At 58.3% G+C, this 16,849-nt stretch carries 18 protein-coding genes; 3 read left to right on the forward strand and 15 right to left on the reverse strand.

From position 1 onward, the window contains the following. Window positions 1–20: 20 nt before the first annotated feature. The 11 genes from RA19_RS18355 to RA19_RS18405 form a co-directional block, all read right to left on the reverse strand. The gene (locus RA19_RS18355; RefSeq protein ID WP_052261904.1) at window positions 21–779 is read right to left on the reverse strand and encodes a TrbG/VirB9 family P-type conjugative transfer protein; all 759 of its coding nucleotides are present in this window, start codon (window positions 777–779) and stop codon (window positions 21–23) included. Window position 780: 1 nt separating this feature from the next. After that, window positions 781–1,437: a virB8 family protein gene (locus tag RA19_RS18360; protein WP_039165292.1), complete on the reverse strand. Its 657-nt coding sequence runs from the start codon at window positions 1,435–1,437 to the stop codon at window positions 781–783. Window positions 1,438–1,480: 43 nt separating this feature from the next. Further along, window positions 1,481–2,506 (reverse strand): type IV secretion system protein, encoded by a 1,026-nt coding sequence (locus RA19_RS18365; RefSeq protein ID WP_039165293.1) that lies wholly within the window; start codon window positions 2,504–2,506, stop codon window positions 1,481–1,483. Continuing rightward, window positions 2,506–2,979 (reverse strand): hypothetical protein, encoded by a 474-nt coding sequence (locus RA19_RS25910; RefSeq protein ID WP_052261905.1) that lies wholly within the window; start codon window positions 2,977–2,979, stop codon window positions 2,506–2,508. The genes RA19_RS18365 and RA19_RS25910 overlap by 1 nt, the downstream gene beginning before the upstream one ends. A gap of 5 nt (window positions 2,980–2,984) precedes the next feature. Next, window positions 2,985–3,749 (reverse strand): type IV secretion system protein, encoded by a 765-nt coding sequence (locus tag RA19_RS18375; protein ID WP_039165455.1) that lies wholly within the window; start codon window positions 3,747–3,749, stop codon window positions 2,985–2,987. Continuing rightward, window positions 3,749–4,834: a lytic transglycosylase domain-containing protein gene (locus tag RA19_RS18380; protein ID WP_039165457.1), complete on the reverse strand. Its 1,086-nt coding sequence runs from the start codon at window positions 4,832–4,834 to the stop codon at window positions 3,749–3,751. Before RA19_RS18380 ends, RA19_RS18375 begins: the two co-directional genes overlap by 1 nt. A gap of 220 nt (window positions 4,835–5,054) precedes the next feature. Beyond that, complete coding sequence (locus tag RA19_RS18385; RefSeq protein WP_039165295.1) at window positions 5,055–7,430, reverse strand: VirB4 family type IV secretion/conjugal transfer ATPase; 2,376 nt, start codon at window positions 7,428–7,430, stop codon at window positions 5,055–5,057. Continuing rightward, entirely contained in the window at window positions 7,420–7,698 is a 279-nt protein-coding gene (locus RA19_RS18390) for a type IV secretion system protein VirB3 (RefSeq protein ID WP_039165297.1), read from the reverse strand. Before RA19_RS18390 ends, RA19_RS18385 begins: the two co-directional genes overlap by 11 nt. A gap of 118 nt (window positions 7,699–7,816) precedes the next feature. After that, complete coding sequence (locus tag RA19_RS18395) at window positions 7,817–8,098, reverse strand: TrbC/VirB2 family protein (RefSeq protein ID WP_052261906.1); 282 nt, start codon at window positions 8,096–8,098, stop codon at window positions 7,817–7,819. A gap of 19 nt (window positions 8,099–8,117) precedes the next feature. Further along, window positions 8,118–8,582, reverse strand: a complete 465-nt coding sequence (locus tag RA19_RS26250) for a lytic transglycosylase domain-containing protein (RefSeq protein ID WP_241479101.1) — start codon at window positions 8,580–8,582, stop codon at window positions 8,118–8,120. A 142-nt stretch (window positions 8,583–8,724) separates the two neighbouring features. Next, window positions 8,725–9,066 carry a hypothetical protein gene (locus RA19_RS18405; RefSeq protein WP_039165299.1) on the reverse strand — a complete coding sequence of 114 codons (342 nt, stop codon included), beginning with the start codon at window positions 9,064–9,066 and terminating at the stop codon, window positions 8,725–8,727. A gap of 1,194 nt (window positions 9,067–10,260) precedes the next feature. Here RA19_RS18405 and RA19_RS27035 point away from each other — a divergent pair. After that, window positions 10,261–10,815 carry a transposase gene (locus RA19_RS27035; protein ID WP_193748299.1) on the forward strand — a complete coding sequence of 185 codons (555 nt, stop codon included), beginning with the start codon at window positions 10,261–10,263 and terminating at the stop codon, window positions 10,813–10,815. A 39-nt stretch (window positions 10,816–10,854) separates the two neighbouring features. Here RA19_RS27035 and RA19_RS18420 read toward each other — a convergent pair whose 3' ends face one another. Continuing rightward, window positions 10,855–11,739 carry a LysR family transcriptional regulator gene (locus RA19_RS18420; RefSeq protein ID WP_039165302.1) on the reverse strand — a complete coding sequence of 295 codons (885 nt, stop codon included), beginning with the start codon at window positions 11,737–11,739 and terminating at the stop codon, window positions 10,855–10,857. Window positions 11,740–11,832: 93 nt separating this feature from the next. Between RA19_RS18420 and RA19_RS18425 the strand changes: the two genes are divergently transcribed. Continuing rightward, complete coding sequence (locus RA19_RS18425; RefSeq protein WP_052261909.1) at window positions 11,833–12,777, forward strand: DMT family transporter; 945 nt, start codon at window positions 11,833–11,835, stop codon at window positions 12,775–12,777. A gap of 153 nt (window positions 12,778–12,930) precedes the next feature. Continuing rightward, window positions 12,931–13,818 (forward strand): DMT family transporter, encoded by an 888-nt coding sequence (locus RA19_RS18430; protein WP_193748300.1) that lies wholly within the window; start codon window positions 12,931–12,933, stop codon window positions 13,816–13,818. A gap of 58 nt (window positions 13,819–13,876) precedes the next feature. Here the strand turns inward: RA19_RS18430 and RA19_RS18435 are convergent, their stop codons facing one another. The 3 genes from RA19_RS18435 to RA19_RS18445 all read right to left on the reverse strand — a co-directional run bounded on the left by RA19_RS18435 (window position 13,877) and on the right by RA19_RS18445 (window position 16,754). After that, window positions 13,877–15,286 (reverse strand): MFS transporter, encoded by a 1,410-nt coding sequence (locus RA19_RS18435; RefSeq protein ID WP_082020608.1) that lies wholly within the window; start codon window positions 15,284–15,286, stop codon window positions 13,877–13,879. A gap of 116 nt (window positions 15,287–15,402) precedes the next feature. Beyond that, window positions 15,403–16,311: an RNA polymerase sigma factor SigJ gene (gene sigJ / locus RA19_RS18440; protein ID WP_206540292.1), complete on the reverse strand. Its 909-nt coding sequence runs from the start codon at window positions 16,309–16,311 to the stop codon at window positions 15,403–15,405. A gap of 8 nt (window positions 16,312–16,319) precedes the next feature. After that, the gene (locus RA19_RS18445) at window positions 16,320–16,754 is read right to left on the reverse strand and encodes a carboxymuconolactone decarboxylase family protein (protein ID WP_039165306.1); all 435 of its coding nucleotides are present in this window, start codon (window positions 16,752–16,754) and stop codon (window positions 16,320–16,322) included. Window positions 16,755–16,849: the final 95 nt, after the last annotated feature.

Genomic DNA, 16,849 nt, shown 5'->3' on the forward strand with positions numbered 1-16,849 from the left:
AATGAATTTTCCGCCATGGTTCAGTTCCGCGCATAGATGGTAGAGCTGTTACGGACGATGCAGAGTGCGCCATCGTCGATGCGCAGCGTCCAGTATTTGCTTGTGCCCAGGACACGAACGGTATTCCCCTGCTGAGTCCAGTTTACTGTCCTCTCACGCCCCTCTGAATCTGCCTTGAAGATGGCAGGCTGACGGATGCCTTCAGGGAAGTGGAAATAGGTATAGCGGCCGTCGTCATAGATAGAGCCGGGCTGGAAATCTCCTTTGCCAGCAATCTTGTATCCGTAGTGTTTGGGAGGCTGATAGCTCTTTGCGGTACTGCTTGCTGCCTGGCGCCGCGTATCTTCGGGATAGGTGAAGCGGACCTCATAGAACCGTCCTTTGGGCCCCTTGATATGCCCTTCACGCAGTTCAAAGGAATAGGTGCGCCGGTTGGTGATCACCGTCATGTTTGTAACGGCCCGGGACACATGCGGTTTGATGGAGATCACGTTGCCGAGGCCAGTAATCGGCGTGATTTCAAAGCTCTCGGTGTCACCGGCGATGACGGCATCAAAGCGCTCACCGCGGCCGAAGTGGATAGTGGTCGAGAACCGGCGGTCTGTCTCAATGACAAACACCTGGTCGGGGTCATAGATGGCGTCCCGGATGCGGATGTCTTTGTGGCCGCCGCGAGGAGTTCCAGCTGCAAGGGCAGGGGAAGCAAGCAGGGCGAGCAGCGATGCGGTCAGGCCTGCCCGCCGCAGGAATTGCGTGCTGCGCAATTGAATTGTTGTCATCTCAGTTCTCCAAGGTTTCCGCGTCCACACGGTAGGAGGTCACCACAAACCCCAGCGGATTGCCCCAGACCTCTTGAAGCAGCTGTTTGGTTTCCGGACGGAATTCGAATGCGATGGTGGCGACATAACCGCGTGTGACGGCGCGGGTTTCGCGGGGCATCCGCAGTGTCTTGGTGAAGCGGACCTGTGCGACGCTTTCGCTAAGCTGGTTCACCGATTTGATCACCACGTCAATTTTGGCGTCCGGTCCATAAACAGCGATCGGGTAGTCTTCATTCGCGGAGGTCCACAATGCGCGCAGTGTCCGGGCCGCGTCACCATCCGAGCGGCCCAGCACCGAGTTGATGCGCTGTTCGCTGTCGGCCAGATCGTAGGTCTCGCGCTGATCAACATATGAGACCAGGTGCGCCTGAATGATGGCGTCGCTCTCATTGAGCGTCAGATCCTGGACGGCAGCAACCCGATCCAGCTGTCCGCTTGCTTTGTCGACAATCACCACATGGGTTTCGACCGTCTTCAATGGCAGAACCGAAACAGCACCGAGGAACCCGGCCATGCCAATTAAAATGCTGACACCGGCGACAATATAGGCAATACGCTCCCGGCGCCGCGGGCCAAGGATAAGGTCGGTTTCAAAAATGTCCTTTGCGGAATTCAAGGCAGAGTCCTTCTGTGAGGGCCGTCAAAGCCCCGTGCTTTTGTCACTGTTTTGGTCTGAGAGCCTGGGTTTGCGCGAGCCGGGCAGCGGGGCTGGATCTGGGCGGGACGGCGCCTGATGACGAAGACCCGCCGCGCAGCTGCGCTTTGGACGCTTCGATCCCTTGAGATCCGCGGTAGCCGATTTCACCCATGGCTCTGCGCCCGAGCTGGCCGGACTGGATGACGCCTCTTTTGGCCAATCCGCTGAGGCCTGCCGCATTGGAGGCCAACCCGATTGTGCCGCTAAGCCCCATAGCGATGGCGGGCACTGCGAGCATGATGCCCGCCGACAGAAACAGGACAACAATGAATGGGAAGATCAGGCTGAGGGTCTCCACATCATCCGGATCCGGGGCGCTGCTGGCAATTTCTCCGGCGATTGCGATGACAATGCCTGCGGCACCTGCAGCGGCAATCGGCATGAACGCATAGCCGATGATCGAGCGAGACCAGGCTTCGAACAGCGGTAGGGTTGGTTTGAACAATGAGCAGACGATGGCAATCGGCGCATAGACAACCATCAGCGTCAGAACAATCTTTGAGTATGCAATAATCCCCGCGGATACGGCTGCAAAGACAGCCGCTACGACCCAAACAACGACGCCGAGAACGGCTCCAAAAACCCAGCCGGCGCTGTCTCCAATGGCATCGCCATACTCTGTCACCTGAGAGACCATGTCATCCAGTGCGGAGTACAGGCCGCCGGTTGTGTTGACGCCGGTGAGGCCTATCACAGCCGCGCCAATGCTGTCCGGGACCTCGGTGATGATGTTGTAAACCACTAGGAAGTTCGGCCAGGACTGCGCAAAGATACCGACGAGCGATAGTTTGATACCAAAGGCGAAGAAGCTGGCAAAGGTCATGGGCCGGATCTGGGCTGCAATGTTGATGCCAAGCAGTACAACCAAAAGAGCAGATCCGGCTGTAATCACACCGCCAACCGTCCCGGCCAGCTGAGAAAAGCCAATTTCCGCTATGCCTTCTACAGCGTTGTCCACAACACCCAATATGTCAGTGATAATGCCCATTACGCGCCGCAGCTCGCTAGGCGTTGGGCTATCAGATCATCAGCCTGCTCGCGGAGCTTTGGCAGATCAAAGCGCAGTGCTACGCCGTCAATACGTTCAAAGGCCGGGGCCTTGCGCACGACCTCTTCCCAGCTGATGTCATCGAAGAAGCAAGCGCATGACCCTGTAGACTGCCAGCGCTGAACTGCCAGAATTTCTAAGATGGCAGCGTAGCTATTGCGAATGTACGCCTTTGAGGAGAGCGCTTTGGGAGGCTGCGGAGTGCGGCATGCTGGCAGATCGGCCGCGACCGCCATACTGCGAAACTCTTTCTGTGCCCGCGTAGGGGCAAACGCTGCAAGTTCACCTCGGCTTGAATCCACGCCATTTGAAAGGTCACCAATAGAGCCGGTCTCGCCCGCATCTCGTGCCGCCCAGAATGCAGCGCCAGCCGCAGCCGCCAAGACGGCGCCAAAAACAATTGCTTTTCTCATGCCGGTTACTCTTCCACTGCCATTGTCCGAAATTTGCGCTCCTCGGCCAGCGTGGCTGCATCAACGACACCAAGCTGCCCGGCGCTGACACCTGCAGCGGCTTCCAGTCGCCAGATTTGAGTGAGAATGATGCCGAGTTCAGCGGTCATTCTGGTGTTCAGATCAACCGCGGACTTGAGCCCGTCCTGGTCATCTATGTGCCCGACCATGGTCTGAATACGCTGCAGGCTTTGGCCTGCGTCGGCATGCGCCTCTTCCGCTGCCACTGACAGCATCGCACTGGCGCCTGCTTGGGTCGCCAAATTCCTTTCGGAAGGCTGCGCCGAGGCTGAGAGGGATGATAGCCGCTCACCGGTAAATCCGACGTCCCTGAGAACACTTCGAATGCGGCTGGCCGCTGCAGATCCCTCCCGGAACGCGCCGGTGAAGTTGCCCGCCTTGATCTGGTCCAGCGCGTGAATGGGCTGCTCAATCACACCTTTCATGCGCTCGAAGTCTTCCACGGTAGCCAGGAGCTGCCCCAAGCCGTTGCTTTCAATTAGGGATGTGAGCTGGGCTTTAAGGTTGGTCAGCTGGGAGATCTGGGTTTCCAGCTCCTGGCGCATGGTGGCAACCTGCTCGAGCTGGACATTGAAATCGTTGGCCATGTGCTCAAGCTGCGCAACCAGCTGGGCCAGTTGTGTGCCGTCAATTGTGGGTACACCCTGCGCGGAAACGTACGATGCAGAAATGAACAACGAGGCGGCGCCGGCGAGGAGCGTGCGTCTGATCATTGGGATATCCTCATGTGTTTGAACTCCATTTCGGCAAACCGGTCAGCGGTTAGGTGCTGTTCGTAGGCTGCGGAGCGGATCTGGCTGGCCGCCATCAGCCGGGCCCGCATCGTGAGGATCCGTGCGATTTCAGCGCGGGCGTAAGTATTGAGCTCCAGGGCAGCCTTGGCATTTGGCTGTGCATCAATCTGACGGATGATGCTGGCCAAGCGGGCAGTTACCTGTTCCGCCGTGGCATGGCTGGCCGCGCCATAGTAAGCGGCGGCATCGGATGTATTGCTGTACTCCGCCAGTGCCATATCGCTGGGTGAGAGGGTGCCAAGCGCATCTGCGCCACCCACAACGGCCAGGTATTCATTGTAGAACCTGGTGACGTTGCGAACATAGCCTTGGGTTTCTGAGAAAGGCGGCACGCCGCCATATTCAATCACCCGCCCAGGACCTGCGTTATAGGCGGCAAGGGCATTGGGGATATTGCCGAAGCGGCGCAGCTGGATGGTGATGTATTTTGCCCCGCCGCGCAGGTTTTCGATCGGGATCGTGCGGTCAACGCCCATATCGCTGGCCGTGCCGGGCATCAGCTGAGTGAGGCCATAGGCGCCAACTGGGCTGGTTACTGCAACATTGAACCGGCTTTCCTGCTTGATCAGCGCCTGGAACAGACAGCGGAACTGCGTTGGAGACAGCCCCGCGGCCGCTGCGGCGTCGGAATACTCCAGTGCCACCTGTGCAATCATGCGCTCGACAGTTTCGCGGGCATCTCCGAAGAGGCGCTTGTCCATCTGGCCGGTGCTGGCGACAGGATAGACCGTGTCCGCCCCAATAGTGCTGGAGGTTTCGAGCGCGGAGACATTAAATCCCGGCCCGGTCATCGCTGCGGTCATTTCTTCAAGCACAGACAGCTGATTAGCTTGCACATCGGCAAGGGACTGGCGGACCAACAGGCTCTCATTTTGAACCCTCAGGTCTTCAACCAAGGCGGACACCTTCGCGATCTGCCGATCGACCACCGTACGATCAAAAACGGGAACACCCTGTGCGGTAGGGACGCCTGGGAACAAGCCCGCAGCCAGCATCAGCATCAGACCACGCTTTTTCACTCCGCGGCTCCAATGGATTTGAAAACGCAGTCATGGTCCTGGGCATTCCGGGCAATGGCCGCAGAAGCAAAGAAAGCAGGGGAGATGCCGCTGCGGCTGACCACTGGTTTGCCATCCCGGCCGAAGCAAGGGGATGTTTTATCGGTGTATGTCTCACAGGCCGCAAGAGCGGCGAGAAGACCAAAAAGAATAGGTCCGCGTATCATGGTGCCTTCCAGAAATCGTCTCTTGTCCGCCAGCCGGTCCCGGCATGGGTTTCTCCGGTTGCCCCGCCACCAAGTATTGGCAGCAACGAGCCCAAAGCGCTCAGATCCGCATTGACGAACACGCTCTCGCCAGCGGAGCGAACAAGGGCTGCCCGGGTGCCAATCATGGGCTGGACCAGCAGCTCAGCTTCTTTGCTGTTCACGCGGAGGAAGCGGTAGTCTGCGGGTTCGGCTTTGAGATTGGGAAAAAGGATTTGGGTGGTGACCGTCTCCGCGATGGTTTTGCCGACCTGGGACCGCTCCAATTGGGAGGGCAGCTGAGTCAGCATGACCACTACGCAGTTCATCTTGCGCAGGGTGACCAGCCAGTTTTCCAGACGGGCGCCGAAATAGTCATCGTTCAGCAGCTTCCAGGCTTCATCCAACACTATGATGGTGGGCTTGCGGTCTTCCAGGATCCGCTCGATCTGCCGGAAGATATATGAAAGCACTGCCGTGCGTTCGGTATCCATGTCGAGGATCTCGGTCATGTCAAAGCCAGCAACGGAGCCTTTGATGTTGAGATCCCTGTTTTCGCCACTTTCTTCAAAGACCCAGCCGAACCGTCCGCCGGGCGCCCATTCAGCAACACGGGATTGCAGCTCATCTTCATCGTCCAGGGAGCGGAACAGCTGCTCAAAGCCGGTGAAGGTCTGCAGGCCTTGGTGTGCCTCGGCGTTCTGCCGGATGGCCAGCTGAAGGTGGCGGGACTGTTCGCCGTTAAGCGGTCCGGTACCCGACAATAACGTGGTCAGCCAGTCTGAGAGCCAGGCCTGGCCGCGTGCGTCGGTTTCCGTTGCCAGCGGATTCAGGCCAGTGGGAACGCCAGCACGGATCCGGCTGTAGCTGCCGCCCAAAGCCCGGACGGCCGTTTCCAAGCCCTGGTCCTTGTCAAAGAAGAACAGCCGGGCACCAATCCGCTGTGCCTGAGCCGCGAGAAAAGCTGTTGTGAGAGTTTTGCCCGTGCCCATGGTGCCCAGGACAACTGCATGCCCGGCGGTTGGTTCTTTCTCTGGATTCCCTGGTTCATGAAAGTTGAACCGGTAAGCCGAAGAACCAACGGTTGGAAAGACAGTGACATTTTCCGACCAGGGGCTGTTCTGCGGTGAACGGCCTTCGATTGTTCCATGCAAGGCTGAGAAATCAGCAAAGTTCACCGAGGAAATAGGTGTCTTGCGTGGCCGGTAGGAGAAATTGCCCGGGTGCTGGGCAAAATATGTGGCTTTGAGTGCCATGTTCTCGCGGATCAGCACCGTGGAGATTTCCTGGCCAATCCGTTTGATCTGAGCCACGCCTTGCTCAAGCTGATCGGGATCGTCGGCATAGATCGCGACAGACAGATGGTGATCCCCGAAAGCGATGCGGCCGGATTCCATATCATCGGCGGCTTCCGTCAGCTGTTCACGCAAGGAGATTGCAGCGTCGTCTGCTGCGCGCATCTGGCGAACAACCCGCTGGATGTTCTCCAGCATGACGTTGTTGGGAATGGGTGTGAAGCTGTTGGTCAGCACGACATCGATGGGCAGATCCAGCGCATCAAGCATCGTGACATCAGTGACGGAGGGGTAGGTCTTCACCGCAAAGAGTGCGCCGTAGCGCCGGGTGCCTGTCACCCCTTCCTGAATAGTGATCTTGTCGCCGTCAAAGATAGCCCGGCAGTTGCTGGCCTGAGATGCCAGTGAGGTGAAGGCCGCACTCTCTGCGATGGGTTCGAACCTGCCCGAGTTCAACGCCGCAAGAAAGCCTAGCCATTCGCCGCCGTATTTGCTCAGGCGGACAGGGTTTGCGGCGGATAGAGCTTCCTGGAAGAAGCTCATCACTTCGTTCAGCTGCCGGATGCGGGCTGTGCGGTCCTTGATGTAGTGCCGGGTAGCAACCTTGCGCAGCAGCGGCAGGCGCGCGCTTAGATTGGGGCGGCGGACAACACTCAAGTACAGCTGCTGCCGTTTGGGCGCTAAATTCTGGATGTGGCCCTGCCAGAGCCGGTCGATTTCTGCGGCAAAACCCTTGCCCGGGATGGGCGTCAAATTGAAGCTCTGGGGGACAGCTATCCGGTGGACGTAGAACCCGAAACTGCTGCCCGTCAGCGAAACGATGGCAGAAACTGCACGCTTTAGGGCATCCAGATCTCCGTCCTCGCTGGTCATCGGATTCACGCCGTCAAACCGCAAGGTGGCCATGAGATCACCCTGCTTCAGCAGTATGGTGTGATCGTCAGCAAAGCTGAGATAAGGCATGTGCTCAGAAAGATAGCTCTCCCTGGCAAAATCCTCGGCGTCTGCAGACAGCAGGGCAGGGGAGAGGTCTTTGAAACTGCGGCCGTCAAGCACCATAGGAGTCGCCTCCCCAAAGGTGCGCATTCCGCGTTCCACGCACCTTGCCGTATGAGACTCGCAGCACTTCAAAGAACCTGGGTTCTTTGTCGGCAACGACCCACATGATCAGATAAGCGGGGATTCCAAGCAGGAGAAGGAGCAGGGATTTTGTCCAGATAAAGGGCAGGACTATGCTCATACTCAAAACCGCCAGATAGCCGACCGGGAGGCCGAGGTATTTGGGTGGCCTGGTCAGACCGAGAAAAAGCGGAGATTGATCTGCCATAACGGATCTGCTTTCGGATCAAAGAAGCGTCAAGATGAACGCGTGGAACCGTGCGGCATCTGCAATGCAGGCCACGTTCAATTGATTGCTGATTGGAAGGAAAGCCGCCTAACTGGCTCTATGCGAAGCCGGCGACGATGGTTCCAGCGGAGAAGATCAGCACGATCCCGACGATCACCGAGGCAAACCAGCCCCAATTAAGCCGACCCATCATGCACATAAAGCCAGTGCCAATGACGGCCAGTGTGGCAACTGCGATCCCGATCGGCCCCGTCAGTGCCGCTTCGACTGTTTCCAGCATGGTTTGGATCGGGGAGAGATCCTGTGCACTGGCGGGTGTTGCCAGCATAGCCGCACCTGCGGCCGCAATGGCCGCGCTTCTAATTCCTTTGTACGTCATCGAAATTTCCTTGTCTTTCTTAGTTCAGCAAGACAGCTGATGAGCGGAATGCTCCATGTGTTGGTGGTGAACCGGATGCAGCGCCGGATGGCTGTTTGGCCAATCCGCCCGAAAGGCGGTTTATGCGGGCGATATAATTGCGGGTCTCCCGGAACGGGGGAACACCGCTGTATTCTTCAATGCGGTGCGGTCCGGCGTTATAGGCAGCAAGTGCCAGTTCCACAGAACCAAACCTGGACAGCTGCGCCAGAAAATAGCGTGCGGCGCCGTCGAGGTTCTGCTCAATGTCATACGGATCAACGCCAAGCTGCCGCGCGGTACCCGGCATCAGCTGGCCGAGGCCAATGGCACCCTTCGGGCTGATTGCTTTGGGATTGAAGGCACTTTCGGCTTGGATCAGCGAGCGGAACAGAAGCTGCCAGCCGGCCTCATCTAAACCAGCTAGTGCGAGGGCCGGGTTTCGCTGATGCCGTTCAGCGGCCAACTGAACGGAACGTACAACATCGCTTCTAGCGGCAGCTGCTACACTTCCTCGAGCAGGAGTGCGGGGCTTCGCAACACTGCGGGTGTAGCCAATGAGCTCAACGTCTGCCGGTGGGGGGCCATGAAATGTCCAGCCTGAGGCTTTAACGCTTCCGTCCCTTAGGAACATCATCACATCCGCGGAGGCTGCCTGTGGTGATGATGTAATTCCGATCGATAGTGAGATCAGTGCCGTCGCCAAATTCGAAGTGATGTTTGAGGAGACCGGGCCACAGGCTGAACAGCCGCGGCTCCACACCGTTCTCGGAAACCCGGTCGGCAATGAGAATGCTTTCCCTGCCTTCACTGATGTAAATACACTGGTAGCGCGGTTTTCCATTGTCCAGCTCGATCAGATCATACCGGCACTGAAAATCGGCCCCCGTTTCCATGAGGGCTTTGACCGCCTTGATGGTGATCAGCTGATATTTTCGTTTTGTCGGCATGCGTCGTCCCTCACTTGAGACGACTTCTAGTACGAGAGGACCCTCTGCGGAATGCCAATCACTGTCAATAGTAAATATCAAATTAATTTCCAATATAAGGCAATATTTAATATTGCGCTTAAAAAGTTATCGTGAGACTGATCGGCTGGGCGAAGATCGCGCTCGCATGACGCTAGGTCAAACTCAGTAAATCTATCTAAGGAGGAGTCAAGTTTGCAACACGCACCCCTGGATAGAAATGTTGTGAGGTGGAATTTGTTTTTTAGAAGACTGTTTAAATTGGGAAATTCGTCCTGGATGTTGTTGCGCTGTGCAGTTTTGGGAGTTGCCACTGCTCTCCTGCCTTCTACTGCAGCAGATGCATACCCAGTCGACTGTGCAATCCTTCTTTGTCTTGCTGGCGGCTGGCCGGCGTCTGCAGAGTGCAGCCATGCAAAGGCCGTGTTCATACGCAGAATTACTCCTTGGCCAGTAGAGCCGCCGCTGCAAATCTGGCGCTGCCCGATGAAGGCTGCGACAAATCAAAGACCTGCTATCGCGCCCTTGGCGCGCCTGCACGAAGCAGAGTTTTTTCAGGAGCTAGAAGCGCGCGGGTTTGCACGATTGGTGTACCAGAAAGAGGGAGCTGCGAGATCGTTGGAGGACATGAGGCTGGCCGTATCCGCCAAATTAGCGGCCGGCGCCGATGTTGATATTTCAGACCCGGCATTTGAATTTGTGCGCTCACTGCGTGTATTTCACATGGATTTTCGGCAGACAAAGGAACCTGGCTATTGCGAACGGCGGGACAGCTCCCGCTTGGGCACCTATGGTTTGCAGGGAGATTTCCTCTGGCAAGGGCATAGTCTCCGTTCGGCCCGGCGCGTTCCAACTAGCGATAACGATCGAGGCGGGCCACAGTTTACTGTGACCACTTCATGGAATGCGCCCTCTCAATCTGCAATTCATCAGATGAGGGCAGGAGGCGAATGCAGAGCTCTTAGGTTCCGGGCGGTTGGGGTCTCCTGGGAGGACTTTGAGGGCAATCCCGGTTATGAGGAAGTGCGCTATTAGTCCATAACCTGTTCCAGGTGCCGGTGCTGCACCGCATGAAACCTGTTACCGGCAGGATTGTCCGATGGACTGTGTTGTTCAAGAGCTCAGCTCGTCCCGCGCCCCAGGTGTACGGGGACCAGCCGGGCACGCCTGTCGTCCATGGTCACCATTGGCACCTTGCGCAAGTGGGCCGCTTCTTTAGGCAAAGAGGATTTGCACAGCTGCGTCAGGGAAGAATTATTCGAGCCGGGCAACGCTCAGCTTCCAGCCCCCCTGATGCTGATGATGAACTGGATCACCAGTATCAGCGTCGTGGGCGGGGAGCACGGTGCCGGCCATGCCACCGCCGACCTGGACCTGTCGCCGGGCCTGTGGGCTTTCGAGTGCCATTTCCCTGGCAAACCGGTGATGCCAGGCTGCCTGCTGCCGGATCTGTTCATCGATCTGCTGAACGATCTTACACACATCGAGAAGTGGGCTGCTGAGCCGAAGAAAGAGGTCGAAGTGTTCGCGTGTAGCCACGAGACCGTGCGACGTCTGCTGACGATTCAAGGGATTAGTGCGCTTGATGCGGCGGCATTTGTTGCTTTAGGTTGCAATGGGCGCCAGTTAGACAAAGCGCGCGACATGGCGGCCTGGCTGGGCTTTGTTCCGGCGGAACACTCCTCCGGTTGCAGCCCATGTACCCAAAACTTCACTTTCGAACCGGTCTAGTTATACGAGTTGTGACCAAGATCCATTTAACTGAAAGCCTTAGCTGAAGTGATCGGAAAACAGGCGCAATAGCTCCATGTTCCTGATATGACGGGAATAATAGAGGTGAAAGCCGGGCCGTTTGCGCGAATAGCCGGGTAGGATTTCCCGCAGCGCTCCGTTCTTCAAAAGGGGCTCGACGCCGTCGCGCAGGCTCCAGGTGATGCCAAGCCCCATTGCAGCCGCCTCGACTGCTGTACGCATATCATCGACAATCAGCGCCCCGGTTGGATCCAGAGTGAATTCTCCGTCGGGGCCTTTAAAGGACCACGGCATGATCTGGCCCGATTGCGGTCCGCGGTAGCCGATGCATCTGAACCGATGCAGGTCGGCGGGGGTTTGCGGTGTGCCATGCTTTTTCAAAAAAAAAGGGCAAGCCACCAGCGCGGCGGCAAGCGGGCCGGTCAGCCGCCGCCCGACCATGTCCGGTTGCAGGCGGTCTTCCAGCCTGATCCCGGCATGAAAGCCTTGGCTGATGATGTCGACCAGGCCTTCGTCGATTGAAAAATCAAGACGGATTCCTGGGTGGGTCTCCTGAAAGGCGGCAAGCCGTGGCAGGATGACCAGCTGCCAGGCGCGGTAAGGCAGGGTCAACCGCAGGGTGCCGACGCGGGACTTTCCGATCTGGCGCACCTCTTCAAGCGCGTCGTCAAATGTTTCGGTAACATGCCGACATCTTTCCCGCAGGACGCGGCCTGCTTCTGTCAGCTGCACGGACCGCGTATTGCGGTCGAACAGGGCGACGCCAAGCCGGGTTTCAAAGGCCTTGAGCTGATGCGAGACGGCAGGCGGGTTGACGCCAAGCGCAACGGCGGCAGCCCGCAGGGATCCTGCTTTGGCAATGGCCAGAAAGACCTCGAGCCCGGAGATGTCGCTGCGATTCATTATTCGATTTAAGCACACAATCTGATTAGTTATCACCGTCTACCGGAAATAATTTTTGTCAGGCACCCTTGTGAAAACCGCAAAGGAATCTGCATGACTTACAAAGCCGGACCCTCCACTACCGCAGGTGTCATCACTATTATTGCGACTGTATTTGCGATGGCGCTGACAGATGCCTTTGTCAAATACAGCAGCGCCGACATGGGACTTTGGCAGATTTACGTCTTGCGCTCGGCCTGTGTGCTGCCGGTTTTTGCGGTTTTCGCCCGCCGGGCTGTCTGGCCGGGAGCCGCCCGCTGGGTGGCGGCGCGAAGTCTGGCGCTGGTGCTGATGTATCTGGCGATCTATGCGGCGATCCCGGTTCTTGATCTGTCGGTCATTGCCGCAACGCTGTATCTGGGGCCTTTGTTCATTGTCTGCCTGTCGGCGGTGCTTCTGGGCCAGCGTATTCTGGCCCTGCATTGGGGCGCGATTACGCTGGGTTTTCTGGGGGTTCTGGCCATCCTGCGCCCGGCCGCCGATGTGTTTGACGCCTTGAGCCTGATCCCCATGCTGGCTGCCTTTCTGTATGCCGTTGCCGCGGTGATGACGCGGGCGAAATGCGCCACAGAAAATCCGGCAACCCTGGCGCTTTGGCTGAATGCCGCCCTGCTGGTTTTTGGACTGCTGGCCACGGTTGCCATCCATAGCCTTCCGCCGGCTGAATTGCCTGATTACCCTTTCCTGTTCGGCGGCTGGTCCGCCATGACGAAGAAAAGCTGGGGGATCATCGCCGTGCTGGCCGTGCTGATCATCGTTGTCAGCATTGGTCTGGCGCGTGCCTATCAGTCCCCAAAACCGGAGGTGATCGCGGCGTTTGATTATTCCTACCTGATTTTTGCGGCTTTCTGGGGCTTTGTCTTTTTTGGCGAGCGGCCCGACATGACGACTTTGCTGGGCATGCTGCTGGTCCTGGCTGCGGGTCTGCTGTCGCTTGTTGCGGACAAAGCGCTTGATCAGGCGGGGAAAAACAGCGCAACCTCTGGCGCCGCAGAATGAAAAATACCGGGCTGCTGTTGACCTGAAGTCAGGTTGAGCCGCTAGAGATTTCTTTTTGCCACGTCGAAGTCAGAATCACCTTAACAGAGTGTCCGCATGCAGTTTTCCGATCGCATAACCCGGGCTGAACACCGGCGCAGCCGGATCAAAGCTGTGACCCTTCTGATTGTGCTGGGCGCGCTTTGGGGGCTGCATTTTTCACTGATCAAGATCGCGGCCTCTTCGGGGATGGATATTAACGGAGTTGCCGCGCTAAACATTGGCGGCGCCCTGATAGGGTTTACGCTAATAGCGGCCCTGCGCAGAAAACCGCCCCGGCTGTCCCGGTCCAGCCTGACCTTTTATGCGGCCTGCGCGGTCCTGGGCTATACTGTTCCTGTCCTGACAGAGCTGGCGACGGCGCGGCATCTGACAGCGGGGCTGCTGACGGTGATCGTGTCAACCACACCTTTCTGGACCACTGCTTTTTCTTCCCTGCTGCACAGGCGCGCCATCGGCATGCGCACTGCGGCTGGTCTGGCATTTGGGTTCGGGGCTGTGGTTCTGCTTGTGCTGCCGGACCTGACCGGCCCCGCGGGGACAGGCAGTGCTGGCTGGCTGCTGCTGGCCTGTGCGGTTCCGGTCTCTTATGCGGTGTATCACATCTATGCAGAGCGGTTCTGGCCGGAGGGCGCCGACTCATGGCAGGTGGCGCATGGTGAAACAGGGGCGGCGGCACTGGTTCTGTTGGCCATTATGTTTCTTGGCGGCGGCACAATTTCCCCTGCCGCATGGATGGTGCCCGAAGCCTGGACGATCCCGGTCATGGTTCTGTTCTCAATTCTCGAAATCTACCTGTATTTTGAGATTCTCAGGCTGGCAGGGCCGGTGTTTGTGGCGCAGGCAAACTATGTGACCGTTGTTGCCGGGGTGCTGTGGGCGGCGGCGATTTTTGGCGATCCGCTGACGGCAGGGATGCTGACATGTATCGGTCTGGTGGTGCTGGCGCTGTTCCTGACCACGGGCCGGGACGGGGACAGGAGCGGTGAAGGAGAGCCGTGAAAATGCGGTTCGGGCTAGGTCGGTCAAGGCCCGGCCCACCTGCGCTGTTATCCTGTTTCTATTCTGCAAGCGCCCTTTTTGCCGCCGCAATGCAGAACAATGGGGCCAGTGCAAAGCTGAGGAATAGGTAAAGCGCCGCTGTTGCAGCCCCGGTGGTGCTGTCCTGCCCGGTTAACCCGGCGAGGTTGACGACCATTCCCCCCAAAGCTGCCCCCAGAGCGGTTGAAAACAGCTGCATTGTCGTGACGCCGGCGGCGGCAAGATCCTGTTCGCCTTCGGCGGCACGCTGGTAGATCCGGGGGACAATATGCGGCCAGGCCAGACCAATGCCGAACCCAACAGCTGTCAGTCCGATGCAGATGGGGATCAGCGCCCAGGGCATATGCGCCTGGGGGACAAAAACCGCCTGAAGGAGAAGGCCCGACAGGCCAAAAACAGGCCCGAACACAAGGGTGCGGGCGGCCATTGGCGCAGGCCAGGATACGCTGGTTATCGACCCCAATGTCCAGCCCAGAGCCATCAGGGCTCCGGCATAGCCGGCCCAGAGCGGTGACAACCCGTGCAGGGCTTGCAGTAGATATGGCACAAACAGCTCCGGCTGCATTCCGATGAGCAAAAGCGCGATACAGATGTAATGCGCCCCCAATGCAGATTTCGGGGACCAGCTGCCGCGGGGAAGCAGCCGGGCCGCTGCATGACGTTCAAAGCGCAGAAGAATTACGCCCAAAGCAGCGGCCGTGGCCACAGAGATCAGAGCCTTGGCGGGGGTGGCGCCCACACTGCCCAGTGACAGGATCAGAATGATCCCGATCAGCAGGGCGAGCTGCAGCATCGGCATCCCTTCCTGCGGGCCGCTGGCTGTGTGGGTCGGCATGATTGTGAAGGCCAGCGCCCCCAGCGCGCAGGACACCGGGATCAGCACCCAGAAGGCTGCCCGCCACGCCTGGTGTTCGGCAAACACACCGCCAATTGCAGGGCCGGTCAGCGTTGCAATCCCCCACATCACCGTGATCAGCCCGATGGCGAGGGGCCACAGCCGGGCCGGATAGACCAGCCGGATCACCGCATAGGCCAGCGCATAGAAAAAGCCGCCCCCCAGGCCCTGAACCGCGCGCCCCAGGATCAGAACCCAGATGTCCGGAGCTGTGGCACAGGCCAGGGTGCCGACCGAAAATACAAGGCTGGCAATAGCATAGGCCCGGTTGGCGCCGGCATGGGCAAGCAGCTGCGAGCTGAGCGCCGCGGCCAGAATCGAGGTGATGACGAAAACTGTCGAACTCCAAGCGTAGACTTCCAGCCCGCCTATGTCGTGGATGACAGAGGGCATTATTGTGGTGGCAATGAAGACGTTGAGTGCGTGCAAGGCGACGCTGGCGCCAAAAATGACGGAGTATAGGGCCAGCTTGCCTTCGAGCAGATGTATCCATTTCGCGGGCTGTGGCTGTGCGGTGGTGTCGGGATGGGTCATGGCGCGGAACCTTTTGCGGGTTTGGAGCGCCGGATTGCGCTCTTCCCTTGTTTGACGACCGGGGCGGCCCGGATGTGACATTCCGGCAGAAGAAACAGCCAGGCCGGCAGCTGTCGTCACTGCAGCTGCATACCGCCTGATTGCGACAGGGAGGTTTTGGTTGCGCCAAGCTGTCTCAGCTTGTCGGGATGCCGCAGTATGTAGATCTGCGCGATGTTGCCCTGCGCATCGCAACCAAAAGAAACGGTTGCGTGCAGCGCCGCCCCCTCGTGCAGGATCAGGGCAAGGCTGCCATTCACGCTTTGACGGGTGATCCGCATACCGGCCCAGGCGTGGATGAGCACTGTTTTGACAAAGGCGCAAATGGCGTTTTGCCCGGTCAGGACATCCCGCACCGCCTGCACCCGCCCGCCGCTGTCGGCACGCAAATCGGCATCCGCCCGCAGCAAAGCGCCCAGATCGGCAGTGTCCCCGGTTTGGAGTGCGGTCTCAAAGGCATTGAGCAATTCGGCCTGCCGGGCCTGCGATGGCGCGTGGCGCACTGTGCTCTGGGTTACTAGTGACCGCGCCCGCGCCGCCAGTTTCCGGCAGTTTGCCGGTTTCAGATCCAGAACTTCGGCGATTTCCTGGAACGGCATCGCAAAAATGTCGTGCAGAAGATAGGCTGCCCTTTCTTTTGGGGTCAGCCGTTCCAGGAGCAGAAGAAATGCGGTTGTCAGCGAGGAGGACAGTTCCAGCTGCTGTTCGGCGCCGGGTTCAAATTCTGTCTGGAGCTGATCAGGAATCCAGGGGCCGATGTAGTCGACCCTTTGATGCCGGGCGGATTTGAGCATATCAAGACAGCGGTTGGTGCAGACCCGGGTGAACCAGGCCGGTGGGCTTTCTACTGGCTCTGGATAGGTCATCCATTTCAGGAAGGTATCCTGCACCGCATCCTGAGCGTCGCTGACAGACCCCAAAAGCCTGTAAGCGAGGCCCGTCAGATGGGGCCTCGCTGCTTCAAATTCAGCGGTCTTTCTATCCATCAACCGGGTCAATGCTTGGAGACCTGGATGCGGTTCCACATGTTGATCATGGCGATGTCCGTGGTGATAATCGTGATTTCATGTTCGGAGAAATGCTGCCGCAGGGTTCCTCTCAGGCTGGCATAGTCGGTGTGATGATCCAGTTTGGTCAGCGCTTCTGTCCAGGCCAGCACCGCCCGTTCAGCATCGTCAAAGGTATTGGTGTGGCGCCAGACGATCACCTTGTCGAGTTTTTCCTGCGGCACGCCTGCCTTGCGGGCCTCGGTCACATGCATGTTGACGCAATAGGCGCATTGGTTGATCTGGGAGGCGCGCAGTTCAATCAGGGCCGACAGGGATGGCGCCAGTCCGCGTGTTTCCATCATCGGGTGAACCTGCCCAAGATGGCCGATAAGCTCCGGATCATTCTGTTCGTGTGTTACCGGGGCGTGCATATCTGTCATGAAAACATCCTTTCCATTTGCTTTCATGGATATGACGATCCTGGCCGCCCTTTTGTGACAGCGGAGGTCTCACCCGGATGTCAAAAGGGCGCCGC

It is taken from the genome of Leisingera sp. ANG-M1, assembly GCF_000813745.1.
In the GTDB taxonomy this organism is placed as follows: domain Bacteria; phylum Pseudomonadota; class Alphaproteobacteria; order Rhodobacterales; family Rhodobacteraceae; genus Leisingera.